Source organism: Salibaculum griseiflavum, from assembly GCF_003129565.1.
In the GTDB taxonomy this organism is placed as follows: domain Bacteria; phylum Pseudomonadota; class Alphaproteobacteria; order Rhodobacterales; family Rhodobacteraceae; genus Salibaculum; species Salibaculum griseiflavum.
The window spans coordinates 17,608-29,898 of record NZ_QETF01000025.1 but is presented as its reverse complement, the minus strand read 5'-3'; the positions used below and the strand labels follow the sequence as shown (position 1 = coordinate 29,898).

The following is a 12,291-nucleotide window of genomic DNA, read 5'->3' as shown; positions in this document are numbered from 1 at the left end:
CCAATCCTAAAGCAGGCCCTTATCGACCACCGCCAAAAGGACCAGCTTGACCAGATCAAGGACGCCGCATAACCTCGCATCAAGCTGCGCCACTCAGGCAAGTTTCAACATCAAGCGGGACATTCCCAATATCTATTGATACTTCTGGTTAATACCTCAATCGGGTGAGTCGGAAAACAGAATTCCTTGACGACCGGGATCGGTGTCCAACACCTGGCAAGAGTGTTCGTGCTGTCGGACCCGTCAAGTTGAGATCACACCCATGAAAGAAGGCCGCTGCAATCCAATGCAGCGGCCTTTCAAGTCGCGGTCTTGCACAGAAGGTTCCGGTGTCAGTCCGGTTGTAGCAACCGGTCTCCGGCGGTCCTTACTCGGGTTCGGCGTTGCCCGAGGTGCTGCTGGCAGCGGCAGCGATCAGCGCGATCAGGATCAGCGGGATCAGCAGGTTGGAGCTGGAGCCGCCGGTTTCCTCGACGATCTCGACCGGTTCCATCTCGATGGCCGGGGCCATGCCGCCGGCGGCGGCAGAGGTGGCAGTCATTGCGCCGATCATGGCGGCGGCGGCAACATGTTTCGCGTAAGTCATAGGTTTCCCCTCGGTCTGGTTAACGTGTCCATCATAGCGCCCGATTGGATTCGTCCAACAGTAATGTTTCCCGGCAGCTGCCCCGATCTGGGCAGCCGGACGCCGTGACCCAACATGGGTGTCGATCCCTAGCCTGGTTCCTGGGTGCCCGAGGTGCTGCTGGCCGCGGCAGCGATCAGCGCGATCAAGATCAGCGGGATCAGCAGGTTGGAGCTGGAGCCGCCGGTTTCCTCGACGATCACGACCGGTTCCATCTCGATGGCCGGGGCCATGCCACCGGCGGCGGCTGAGGTGGCGGTCAGGGCGGCGGCGAGTGTTGCCGCGCCGAAGGTGCGTAGGTAGGTCATTTGTAAATCCCCGCAGGAGTTGAAAGACACGGTGATGCTTGCCCATCGGGTGGTGGAATTCAAGCGCCAACCGAACACGGGCGATCAATCGTCGTGGCGGTGGTGGCCGATCCGGTCGGCCAACTGGTCAAGCGCCTCGGGCATTTCGGCGTGTTTCTCGCCCGGATAGACAAGTCCGGCCGAGATCACGAGCTTGGCGGCATCTTCGACCGTCATGTCCAGCTCGACCACGTCCTCTTTCGGAAAGAACAGCAGGAACCCCGAGGTCGGGTTCGGCGTGGTCGGCACGAAGACCGACACCATGGGTCCGGCCTCGGCCTTTTCCAGCAATTCACCCTTGGTGGCGGTCGAAATGAAGCCGATGGCCCAGATCCCCTTGCGCGGATACTGGATCAGGCAGGCCTTGTCGAAACTGGTTTCGGTCTGGGCAAAGACGGTTTCGGCGATCTGCTTGGCGCCGTTGTAGATCGAGCGGACAACCGGCATCCGCGACACCAGCCCCTCGCCCCAGGCCAGGAACGACCGGCCGATCAGACCCTTGGCGATCCAGCCCACGATAAAGGTGAAAACGAGGAAGATGACAACGCCGACACCGCGGACATTGATCTCGATATAGTTGGGATGGGTCGGATCGGCGCGACCGAAATCGTTGACATGGCCCAGCAGGCGATTGACGAACTCTTCGGGGTGGTAGGCCTGCGGCACGAAAGGCCAGACGAAGCCATCGACCCAGCCAATCAGCGTCCAGATCAGCCAGACGGTCAGGCCGATCGGCGCGATGACGATGATCCCGGCGATGAAATTGTTGCGCAGCCCCGTAATCAGGCTGCCGCGGTGCCGGGGCGGGTCATTGGGCGATTTCGTCACTTTGGCGGTCACTCAACTCTTCGGTCAGGTCTTATGTAGGCGATGCACGGGGGCGCGACAATGGACCATGACGCATGGCGGTGGTCACCGCGCTGAATTGCACAGGCATTTGGCGATTTCTGCCGCAAGGCGCGCATTATTGCGCACCAGGGCGATATTCGCGGTGAGTGACGCGCCCTCGGTCAGCTCGAAGATGCGTTGCAGCAGGAACGGGGTGACGGATTTGGCTGCGATCCCCTGCGCGTCGGCCTCGGCCTGGGCCTGCGCGATGATCGGCGCAAGGGTTGCAGCGGGAATTTCTTCGGCGGTCGGGATCGGATTGGCCACCAACTGCCCGCCCGGAATGCCCATCCGGGCCCGCAAGGCGTGGGCGGCGGCGATCCGGTCCGGGCTGTCCATGCGCAGCGGCGCGGCCAGGTCGGACGTGGCCGACCAGAAGGCCGGCAGGCTGTCCTGGCCATAGGCGATGACCGGCACGCCAAGGGTTTCCAGCACTTCCAGCGTTTTCGGCGTGTCGAGGATGGCCTTTGGCCCGGCCGCCACGACCGTCACCGCTGTCTGGGCGAGTTCCTGAAGGTCGGCCGAGATGTCGAAACTGGTCTCTGCGCCTTTGTGAACCCCGCCGATCCCCCCGGTGGCGAAAACATCTATACCGGCCAGACGCGCGGCGATCATCGTCGCGGCGACCGTGGTGGCGCCGGTTCTGCCGGCGGCGAGGCAGGCGGCGAAATCGGCGCGCGACAGCTTGGCGACATCCTCGGACCGGGCCAGCCGGTCGAGCTGCGCCTCGGTCAGACCGATATGCAGGGCGCCCTCCAGCACGGCGATGGTGGCAGGGATGGCGCCGGCCTCGCGGATGTCCTGTTCCACGCGCCGCGCGGTTTCGACATTTTGCGGATAGGGCATGCCGTGGGTGATGATGGTGCTTTCCAGGGCCACGAGGGGGCGGCCCGCCGCGCGGGCCTCGGCCACGTCGGGGGAATAGTGCAGGTCGATCATTGGGGAGTCTCTCCGGAAACGTAGGATGCGGCGGCGTGCAGTGCGCGGGACAGGGCGGCGTCGGGGGCCATGCCCTGCACCTCGGACGCGATATGGGCGGCCATGAAGGTGTCGCCCGCGCCGGTGACACGGGTGACGAGGACCTCGGGCGGTTGCGCGGTGCGCAGATCGTCGCCGCGCGCCTCGGCCGCCATTCGGCCGCCATCGGTGACAAGGGCGCGGTGAACGCCGCGCTGGACCAGCCCGCGGGCGGCGCTGCCCGCATCGGCGAAATCGGTCTGGCAGATCAGCCCGGCCTCTTCGCGGTTGACGTAGAAACAGGCCGAAGGGTGGCCGACCAGCGCCAGCAGCCGTTCCGCCTTGCCGGGGCTTGCGGGGGCCACGCGCAGGTCGGCGGCACGAAAGAGGGGCGATGCGGCGATGCGCGCCAGCAGGTCGCGCGTCAGGTTGCCATCCAGCGCGACAGGCCCCGCCCAGGGCGCCGCCTCGGTCGCGATGCGCCCATCCGACAGCGGCCGCAGGATCTTGTCGCCCACCTGTTCCAGCGAATGGGCATCGGCGATGGCGGCGATCAAGCCGTTGGCGCCCTCCACGGCCATGTAGCTGTCCGTGGGCAGGTCTTCGGAGCGGTAGAGCGTTTCCGTCATGAGGCCCAGCCGTCCGGCCTCGCGCACCAGTTCCTCTCCTTCGGCGTCACGGCCCACCGCCGAGAGCAGCGCCGGCCGCAGGCCGAAATTGGCAAGCGTCATGGCGATGTTCATGGCCACGCCGCCGGGTATGCGGGTGATCCGGCCGGGCACGTCGGACCCGGCCCGCATCGCCGAGGGCGAGCGGCCGATGATGTCCCACAGGACCGAACCGATGCAAAGGATGTCGGGTGTCGTCATGGCGCGCAGCTTTGGCGTGCGGCACGTCCGGGGTCAACCGCTGTCAAGCGGGCTGCTGCGCAGACCGTGTTGGTGGCGCAGGGGGCTGTCTGCCCCCTCTTGGCCTGCGGCCAATTCACCCCCGAGGATATTTCCCGTCCAAAGAAAGCCTGTTACCGGACCGCGAAGGTCAGCGCGGCCCAGAGGGTTTCCCAGACGACGTCGCGGTCCTGTGCCAGCTGTTCGGCCGGTTCGCGCAGCACCACTGCGTCGACCAGGTAGGCATGGCCCGGTTTGATGGGCAGGGTGGCGATCCCTTCGGCATCGGTCCGGTGATAGGTGACGGTGACGCTGCCATCCGGGGCTTTCTCGAAGAGCTCGATCTGTGCATCGGCGCGCGGTGCTTCGCCGTAGTGAAGCTGGACGGGCAGGGTATCGCTTGCGGCGGTGTAGGGGTTTTCCAGCGCGACGATCTCGGTTTCCAGGCCAAGCCTGCGGTCCTGGCCCGCCCCGTCGCCGACGGCGATGAGGGCCTTTACATGGCGCGAATAAGCCTCGCCGAAATCGGTTTCGGGCAGGCCGCGGGCGCGGTGGTCGGCGATGGCGTTCGGGAAATCCTTGTGCTCGGCGAAACTCTGGAACGTGTCGAGGCCGCTGTAGCTCACCCGCGCGGTATTGGCCTCGTAGACAATGACATGGAGCCCGTTCCCCAAGGGGCCGCCATCCAGCGCCGGGCGCGCGCCCAGCCTGTTTTCGACCGGTTCGACCCTCTCGCCGAGGACGACCTCGAACCGGCTGAACCGACGCGGCAGATAGCTGAGCCGGTTGCCGGCGAAGTCTTCGCCGTTGACAATCTCGGCCTGCAACTTACCGTCCGATGGAATTTGATAGGCCTCCGGTTCCAGCCACAATTCGTGAGCGGTGACGGGTGCGGCCAGCAGGGCGAGGGCCAGAAAGATGATGCGCATGGCGATCTCCGAGAATTCGAAGTTGAAGGTGACGCTGTTTGCGCTGCTGTCAACTCTGTTGATGGTCCTGAGTTCCGGTGCGCGGGCCCACGAGGTCTTGCCGACCATCGGAGACATGGAGCATATCGAGGACCGGCTGTTGTTCTCGATCGAAGGCAACCTGGAGAGCTTCGTCGCCGAAATCGACCTGGAAGGGCTTGAGGATACCAACGAGGCGGACGCGTCGGGCACCTATGACGCCCTGAGGGCGCTGCCGCCCGAGGAGATGGCAGAGCGAGTGCGGGCCTTCTGGCCGACGATGGCCGCGGATGTTCGCGTGCTGGTCGATGGGGACCCGGTCGAGCTGCGTCTCGATGCGGTGGACGTGCCGGCGGTCGGCAATCCGGAATTGCCGCGCGAATCCCGGCTGGCGTTTTCCGCGGCGCTGCCGGAGGGGGCCGCGCAGATGCAGATCGACTGGCCGGCCCGCTACGGCGTGTTGGTCCTGCGGCAGATGGGTGTCGAAGAGGGCTGGGACGGTTACCTGACAGGCGGGCTGTCCGAGGAGGTGTCGCTTTCAGGGGGGCAGGCGCTGACAGGCTGGCAGGCCTTCGGGCGCTATATCCCCGTCGGCGTTGAGCATATCGTGCCACTGGGCCTGGACCACATTCTTTTCGTGCTGGGGCTGTTCTTCCTGTCGACGCGCCTGCGCCCGCTGATTTGGCAGGTCAGTGCCTTCACCGCCGCGCACACGATCACGCTGGCGCTGGCGGCACTGGGATACGTGACCGTGCCCGGCACCATCGTGGAGCCGATCATCGCCGCCTCGATCGTCTATGTCGCGATCGAGAACGTCTTCAGCCGGGGGATGAACCCGTGGCGGCCGTTGATCATCTTCGGATTTGGCTTGCTGCACGGTTTGGGTTTTGCCAGCGTGCTTGGGGAATACGGCATCCCCGACAGCGCTTTCATTCCGGCGCTTCTGGGGTTCAATGTCGGGGTCGAGCTGGGGCAACTCGCAGTGATCGCCGTGGCCTTTGTCATCGTCGTTTCCGCCATGCGCCTGTCGGAGGACGGCAAGCGCAACCCGGTTGCCGCGGCGGCCTACCTTCTGGTTGCCGTGGTCGTTGTGCCGTTGTTGGTCATCCCCGTGAGCGCCATGGGGCCGGATGCCGTCGAAGCCTTCGTGCCGCTTCTGTTCATGGTGGCCGCCGTTGCGGGGCTGTCGGCCGCATCCTGCGCGGTCGAACGTTACGAGACCTATCGTCACATGGTCGCGATGCCGGCCAGCATCGGCATTGCCCTGATCGGGGCCTATTGGGTGGTCGAACGGGTGTTTCTCTAGCGGTGCTTTAACCTCGCGCTTACGGGTGTGGTGCTAACCCGGCCAGGTCTCTAACGCCGAGAAAGGCCGCGATGAAGTATCGACCGCCTCGTATGCCCAGCGATCTTGACGTGACCGTGATCGCGTCCGGTGCACGCCGGCGCGCGGTGATCTGCAATGTCAGCCTGAGCGGCGTGTTGCTGAAGGGTCTGACCGGCCTGTCACCGGGCGACCGGATCGACTTGGCCACCCCCGGGCTGCGCCTGCGGGCCAGTGTGGTTCGGGCCAATGCGGATGGTGTCGCGGCGCGGTTCTCGACACCTCTGTCGAATGCGGGGGTGGTTCAGCTGCGCCGCGCCGCCGGACTGGCGCGGCCACGGGGCCATGTCGGCGGGGCGCCCATGTATCGCGAACTGTGAGGCATATTGCTGCCGCAATCGAAACGGACCCCGCCAGCCTGGCGGGGTCCGAGAGTAAGCCGCAGGGCGTTTGCCCAGGAGGCTATTTGAGATCGACCCCGTCGAGGTCGGTGCCATCGGCGATATCGCTGTCGATCAGCGTGAGCGCGCCCATGCCGCCATCTTCCTGGACCGCCTCGATGCCGGTGCCGTCGCTGTCATCGTTGTTCGCGGTGGAAGAGGCCTCGGCGATCACCGCCAAGTCTCCATCGCCTTCTTCCTCGAAGACCGCGCCCTTGCCGCCATTGCCGGTGGCCGAGGACCGCAGCATCAGGCCCGTGACCGACCCGGCATCTTCTTCGGAGTTCTTGTAGCCGTCATCGGTGTTGTCTTCTGCCACGGTGTCGATGAATTGCACATCGATACCGCCGTTGCCGGCCTCGTCGAAATCCACGCCTTCATCGAGGTTGCGCGAAATCGTCGAGCGCAGGAAGACCGCGTGGATCGAGCCGGCCCCGCCTTCGTCGAAGTCGATGCCGTCGTCCAGATCGAGACCGAATTCGTAGGCTTCGACGCTGCCGTCATCGTAGAGGTCCACCGCACGTTCGATGCAGGTGTTGTCGGGCGTGCCGGTGACCGGGCCGGGGATGTCGGCCTCGGCCATGGCGCCTTCTTCGAACTCGGCCTCGTCAGGGTCGGGGATCGCGTCCGCGAACAGGGCAGGGGTGCAGTAGGCGCCGTTCTCGACCAACCGGGTGTCGATGATCGTGGCGACCACGTCGCCCGCGCCGCCTTCGTCCAGCTCGATGCCATCGGCCCCGGCCATGGAAACGGTCGAGCCGGTGATCAGCGCGGTGATGCCGCCCGGTCCACGCTCATCCGCGCGCAGCCCGTCGCCGTCGAAGGTGCCGTTGCCCACGTCGTTGATCGTGACATTGCGCAGGGTCAAGGCAATCCCGGCATCCGAGCCATCGCCGTCACCGGTCTGGCCGCCGCCGCAATCATCGGCCAGCGTGCAGTCGGAAATGTGGATGCCGTAGCCGGCAACGCCGCGCACGGTCACGTCCTCGGCAACCAGGGTTGCGGTGCCGGTTTGATCGTCGCGCAGGTCAACGAAAATGCCCTTGGCCGCGGCCCCGTCCAGATCGCCGCGGTTTTCGACCGTCCAGCCGCCCGGACCGGCCAGAGTCAGGCCGACCACATGCAGATCGGCGCCTTCCGTGGCGGCCAGCAGGGTCACGTTGTTGGCGGTGGAAATGGTCTGGCCGCTGCCGATCAGCGCCAGAGCGGACCGGCCGTCATAAGCCAGCGTGTCGGCGATCTCGACATCGCCATCGAAGGCCAGAACGACGGTGCTCGCACTCTCCGAAGCCGCAGCGGCGGCCAGGGCGTCGGTGATTGCGGCCTCGGTGGCCTCGGTGACGGTGATGGTCTCGGCCAGCGCGGGCGCGGCCAGGAAGAGTGTTGCGGCGGTGCTGGTCAGCAGCGACTTGGTGGTGATCCCCATGGGTGGTCTCCTTCGTTTGAACCGGGCCAAGGGGTAGGCGCTGCATGTGACAGGAACATAACAGACAGCCCCCTTGCCAAGCCCTGCAACCCCGTCTATACGCGCGGCACTCAATCCCGCAGGCGGGGGCGGGTGCGTCGGGGAGACATCCCGGCTCATCCACCGGTTGGCGAAATGCTGATCCCCCGCCGAGGCATGAAACCGGAAAGGAAACGACCATGGCTCTTCCAGAGTTTTCCATGCGCCAGCTGCTTGAAGCCGGCGTTCACTTCGGCCACCAGACCCAGCGCTGGAACCCGAAAATGTCCGAATACATTTACGGTGCCCGCAACGGCATCCACATCATGGACCTGACGCAGACGGTCCCGATGCTGGACCAGGCCCTGCAGGCCGTCCGTGACACCGTCGCCAAGGGCGGCCGCGTGCTGTTCGTCGGCACCAAGCGCCAGGCCCAGGCGCCGATCAAGGACGCCGCCGAGAAATCCGCACAGTTCTACATGAACCACCGCTGGCTGGGCGGCACGCTGACCAACTGGCAGACCGTCTCGCAGTCGATCGGCCGTCTGCGCGCCATCGACGAGGCCGCCGAGAACGGCTTCGAAGGCCTGACCAAGAAGGAACGTCTTGGGATGGAGCGCGAGCAGGCCAAGCTCGAGGCATCGCTGGGCGGCATCCGCGAAATGGGCGGCATTCCCGACCTGCTGTTCGTGATCGACGTGAACAAGGAAGACCTGGCCATCGCCGAGGCGAACAAGCTGGGCATCCCGGTCGTCGCGGTGGTTGACACCAATTGCTCGCCCGCCGGCGTCGATTACGTGATCCCCGGCAATGATGACGCCTCGCGCGCCATCACCCTCTATTGCGACCTGGCCGCCCGCGCCGCCATGGACGGGCTGTCCGCCCAGCTGGGCGCCGCCGGGGTCGACCTGGGCGAGATGGAACAGGCTGCCGAAGAGGTCGTGGCCGAAGAGGCGCCTGCCGAGGATGCGGCCGCCAGCTAAGGCGCACCCGTCGCAAAACTGATACCGGGTGCGGCCAAAACCGCCCCGGGACATGTCACATTTCTACAGGAGATAGAGCCATGGCGATTACCGCTGCTCTCGTGAAAGAACTCCGCGACTCGACCGGCGCGGGCATGATGGACGCCAAGAAGGCGCTGACCGAAACCGATGGCGACATGGACGCCGCCGTTGACTGGCTGCGCACCAAGGGTCTGGCCAAAGCCGCCAAGAAATCCGGCCGCACCGCCGCCGAGGGCCTCGTTGCCGTCAGCGTCGAAGGCGGCAAGGGCGTCGCCGTTGAGGTGAACTCGGAGACCGACTTCGTCGCCAAGAATGCCGAATTCCAGGACATGGTGTCCGGCATTGCCAAGGCCGCAACTGGCGTTGACGATATCGACGCGCTGATGGCGGCCGATATGGGCGGCAAGTCCGTGGCCGATACCGTCACCGACAAGATCGCCACCGTTGGTGAAAACATGTCGGTCCGCCGCATGGCCACTGTCAGCGGTGAAACCGTCGTGTCCTACATCCACAATGCCGCCGCTGACGGCATGGGCAAGATCGGTGTGCTGGTTGCCATGACCGGCGGTGACGAGGGCTTTGGCAAGCAGGTCGCGATGCATATCGCCGCTGCCAACCCGGCCGCGTTGAACGAAGCCTCGCTCGATGCCGAGTTGGTCGAGAAGGAACGCCAGATCCAGATCGACATCGCCCGTGAAAGCGGCAAGCCCGAGCAGGTCATCGAGAAGATGATCGAGGGCCGCATGAAGAAGTTCATGGCCGAGAACACGCTGCTGGGCCAGGCCTTCGTCGTGAACCCCGACCTGACCGTCGAGGCCGCTGCCAAGGAAGCCGGGGCCGAGATCACCGGCTTCGTGCGCCTTGAAGTGGGCGAGGGGATCGAGAAGAAGGAAGAGGACTTCGCCGCCGAGGTGGCCAAGGCCGCTCAAGGCTAAGCCCGACCTTCTGAAAAACCAGTTGAAACGGCCGCTCTTGAGCGGCCGTTTTCTATCATAGTCCGTTGGTTACGAAGTATCCTTCATGCAAACGGCCCCGCGTCGGGAGTTCGCGGGGCCGTGTCACCCGGACGGCGCATGAAAAAAGGGACGAGGACGCCGCCTCGGGCTTGCAAGAGGCCGGCCCGCGCGGGCCAAGCCCGAACGAACCAGCCGCCGGTTTCCCGGTCCACGGAACGGCTTTGCCTTGTAATCGCAAGGGTCCGATCCGCTGTTCCCTGGCCAAAAAGCCACCACTCACGGAACGGGTTCAGCGTGCCACTTACCCTACGTAAGGCGCCAGTCAGGGAATCCCTACCAGCGCCTCAGGCGCCCAGGCTATCAGGTTCCAGAACGAACATCTGGTTGTAAAAAGACGCCTTCAGAACCGCCTGGGCCGTGGTTTCCACATCCAGCGCCTCACGGGCCAGACGCAAGTGTTTCTCGATGGTTGCCGGCGTCAGCTCAAGTATCGTGGCAATGTCCTGGGTCGTTTTTCCATCGCCGACCCATTGCAGCACTTCACGCTGTCGCTTGGTCAGGTTGCGTGTCGCGTAGGGCAGGGTGAGCATCTTGAGGTAGACGACGTTGCTCATCACCTTGATTTCGCCGCCATGCTTGGCCCAGATCTCTTCGACCTCCGACTGGCTGATCCCTTCGCTCGCGGTGATCGCTGCGGCGCCCTTGGTGCGTTCGCTGACAGACCGGAAGCTGATCGTGTAGCCCGCGGTTACACCCATGGACCGATTGAAATCGGCCACGCGCTGTTCGGCGGGTGTCAGATTGGCGGGATCGGCAATCCAGGACCAGCTGCATGCGCCATCGTTCTGAAGGGCCCAATTGACCATGGGCGCATTGTAGATGTAGCCGTCACCGATGAAGCGATCCATGTAGCTGTCGCCGTGATTGGTCAGAACGACCCAGTCCTGCGGATCGCCCAGCGATGCGCCGCTGCGATACCGTGTGAACCCATAGATAAGGCGATCGAAGCCCAGCTCGGCCATGCGTTGGGTATGCAATTCCCATAGCGCCTCGATGGTCGGCGCGTTCGTCAGGGCCTCCAGATGCGTGACGACAGGGATCATGTCACACTCGCTAGCAGCATTGGGCGTTTACACAAAGGGTTTTGTGCCGATGCTGGATGTTGCCGCAGCATCAATGGGTTGTCCAGTCGTCATATTTTACATAATACTGATTATGCGAATAACGAGCCATAGGAGCCGTGCCGTCACGCTGTAGCCCGCGGACCCCGCCCTAGTCCTTGACCACCAGTCCCGATGGTGTCCCGGCCAGCTTCTCATGGCCCGTGCCAGTGATCAGGATCGGTTCCGTCGTCTCCAGCCCGCCGTCGTCCAGCCAGATCGCCGGCATGAAGTGGAACGTCATGCCCGGTTCCAGGATGGTCCGGTCGCCTGCGCGGAACGACATCGTGCGCTCGCCCCAGTCCGGCGGATAGCTCAGACCGATCGGATAGCCGCAGCGGCTGTCCTTGATGAACCCGTGGCGTCCCAGCTCCGCGTTGAACGCATTGGCGACATCCTCGCAGCGGTTTCCGGGCTTGGCCTGTTCCAGCGCAGCCTCCGTCGCCTCTTCGACCGCGGCCTGTGCATCCAGGTATTTCTGGGGCGGCTTGCCCAGGAACAGCGTGCGCGACTGCGGGCAATGATAGCGGCGGTGGCAGCCTGCAATCTCGAAGAACGTCGATTCCCCTGTCCGCAACGGCGTGTCGTCCCATGTCAGGTGCGCAGCGGTGGCGTCCAAACCCGATGGCGCCATGGGCACGATCGCCGGGTAATCGCCGAAATGCCCGCCGACCCCGGAAATGCCCGTATGGTAGATTTCCGCGACGAGCTGGTTCTTGGGAAGGCCCGGTTCGGCCATCTCGACGATCCGTTCATGCATGGCCGTCACGATGTCGGCGGCGCGGCGCATATAGATGATCTCGGTGTCCGATTTCACCGCCCGCTGCCAATTGACGAGGCCGGTGCAGTCGCCAAAGGCCGCGCCCTTGCAGTGCTTGAGGAGTTCTTCGTAAGCTCTTGCGCTGAAATAGTAATTATCCATTTCGACGCCGATACGGCAGCCCGACCACCCATAAGCGTCGATCAGCCGGGCCAGATCCGCCATCGGGTGCTTGTCGGGGTTCATCACATAGGTGTCGTCATAGCCGTGGATGTCGTCCTCTTCCATGAAGACGGTCCGCATGGCCCCGGTCGAGTCGATGCCCCGGCCCCACCAGACCGGATCCTGATCCATGGGCAGAAGCACGGCTTGGTGCACGTAGAAGGACCAGCCGTCATAGCCCGAGATCCAGGCCATGTTGGACGGGTCCGACAGGATCAGCAGGTCGAACCCCGCTGCCTCCATCGCGGCGCGGCTTTTCTCGATGCGGTCATGATATTCACTGTCGGGAAAAGACGGGCTGGTACGACTGCTGGGCATTGCGGACTCCTC

At 64.5% G+C, this 12,291-nt stretch carries 13 protein-coding genes; 4 read left to right on the top strand and 9 right to left on the bottom strand.

Annotated elements, in window-relative coordinates:
* Window positions 1-367 precede the first annotated feature (367 nt).
* From DFK10_RS15530 to DFK10_RS15505, 6 genes are all read right to left on the bottom strand, one after another.
* A complete protein-coding gene (locus tag DFK10_RS15530; protein ID WP_109389945.1) occupies window positions 368-586 on the bottom strand; it encodes a hypothetical protein in 219 nt (72 codons plus the stop codon).
* 128 nt (window positions 587-714) lie between these two features.
* Window positions 715-933: a hypothetical protein gene (locus DFK10_RS15525; RefSeq protein WP_109389944.1), complete on the bottom strand. Its 219-nt coding sequence runs from the start codon at window positions 931-933 to the stop codon at window positions 715-717.
* A gap of 84 nt (window positions 934-1,017) precedes the next feature.
* On the bottom strand, window positions 1,018-1,812 hold the full coding sequence (locus DFK10_RS15520) for a DUF502 domain-containing protein (protein ID WP_109389943.1): 795 nt from the start codon (window positions 1,810-1,812) through the stop codon (window positions 1,018-1,020).
* A gap of 72 nt (window positions 1,813-1,884) precedes the next feature.
* On the bottom strand, window positions 1,885-2,799 hold the full coding sequence (locus DFK10_RS15515; RefSeq protein WP_109389942.1) for a pseudouridine-5'-phosphate glycosidase: 915 nt from the start codon (window positions 2,797-2,799) through the stop codon (window positions 1,885-1,887).
* Window positions 2,796-3,686 (bottom strand): PfkB family carbohydrate kinase, encoded by an 891-nt coding sequence (locus tag DFK10_RS15510; protein ID WP_109389941.1) that lies wholly within the window; start codon window positions 3,684-3,686, stop codon window positions 2,796-2,798. Before DFK10_RS15510 ends, DFK10_RS15515 begins: the two co-directional genes overlap by 4 nt.
* 152 nt (window positions 3,687-3,838) lie before the next feature.
* Window positions 3,839-4,633 (bottom strand): DUF4198 domain-containing protein, encoded by a 795-nt coding sequence (locus tag DFK10_RS15505; protein WP_109389940.1) that lies wholly within the window; start codon window positions 4,631-4,633, stop codon window positions 3,839-3,841.
* Here DFK10_RS15505 and DFK10_RS15500 point away from each other — a divergent pair.
* Both DFK10_RS15500 and DFK10_RS15495 read left to right on the top strand, forming a co-directional pair.
* Window positions 4,632-5,957 carry a HupE/UreJ family protein gene (locus tag DFK10_RS15500; protein ID WP_235866865.1) on the top strand — a complete coding sequence of 442 codons (1,326 nt, stop codon included), beginning with the start codon at window positions 4,632-4,634 and terminating at the stop codon, window positions 5,955-5,957. The genes DFK10_RS15505 and DFK10_RS15500 overlap by 2 nt on opposite strands.
* 92 nt (window positions 5,958-6,049) lie before the next feature.
* Window positions 6,050-6,355, top strand: coding sequence for a PilZ domain-containing protein (locus DFK10_RS15495; protein WP_217810183.1), 306 nt, complete (start codon window positions 6,050-6,052; stop codon window positions 6,353-6,355).
* Between the two features lie 82 nt (window positions 6,356-6,437).
* Here the strand turns inward: DFK10_RS15495 and DFK10_RS15490 are convergent, their stop codons facing one another.
* A complete protein-coding gene (locus DFK10_RS15490) occupies window positions 6,438-7,841 on the bottom strand; it encodes a hypothetical protein (RefSeq protein WP_109389938.1) in 1,404 nt (467 codons plus the stop codon).
* Window positions 7,842-8,059: 218 nt separating this feature from the next.
* Between DFK10_RS15490 and rpsB the strand changes: the two genes are divergently transcribed.
* Both rpsB and tsf read left to right on the top strand, forming a co-directional pair.
* Window positions 8,060-8,842, top strand: coding sequence for a 30S ribosomal protein S2 (gene rpsB / locus DFK10_RS15485; RefSeq protein ID WP_109389937.1), 783 nt, complete (start codon window positions 8,060-8,062; stop codon window positions 8,840-8,842).
* An 80-nt stretch (window positions 8,843-8,922) separates the two neighbouring features.
* Window positions 8,923-9,798: a translation elongation factor Ts gene (tsf, locus tag DFK10_RS15480; RefSeq protein ID WP_109389936.1), complete on the top strand. Its 876-nt coding sequence runs from the start codon at window positions 8,923-8,925 to the stop codon at window positions 9,796-9,798.
* 365 nt (window positions 9,799-10,163) lie between these two features.
* Here tsf and DFK10_RS15475 read toward each other — a convergent pair whose 3' ends face one another.
* Complete coding sequence (locus DFK10_RS15475) at window positions 10,164-10,922, bottom strand: LuxR family transcriptional regulator (RefSeq protein ID WP_109389935.1); 759 nt, start codon at window positions 10,920-10,922, stop codon at window positions 10,164-10,166.
* Between the two features lie 169 nt (window positions 10,923-11,091).
* Window positions 11,092-12,279: a M24 family metallopeptidase gene (locus DFK10_RS15470; protein WP_109389949.1), complete on the bottom strand. Its 1,188-nt coding sequence runs from the start codon at window positions 12,277-12,279 to the stop codon at window positions 11,092-11,094.
* Window positions 12,280-12,291: the final 12 nt, after the last annotated feature.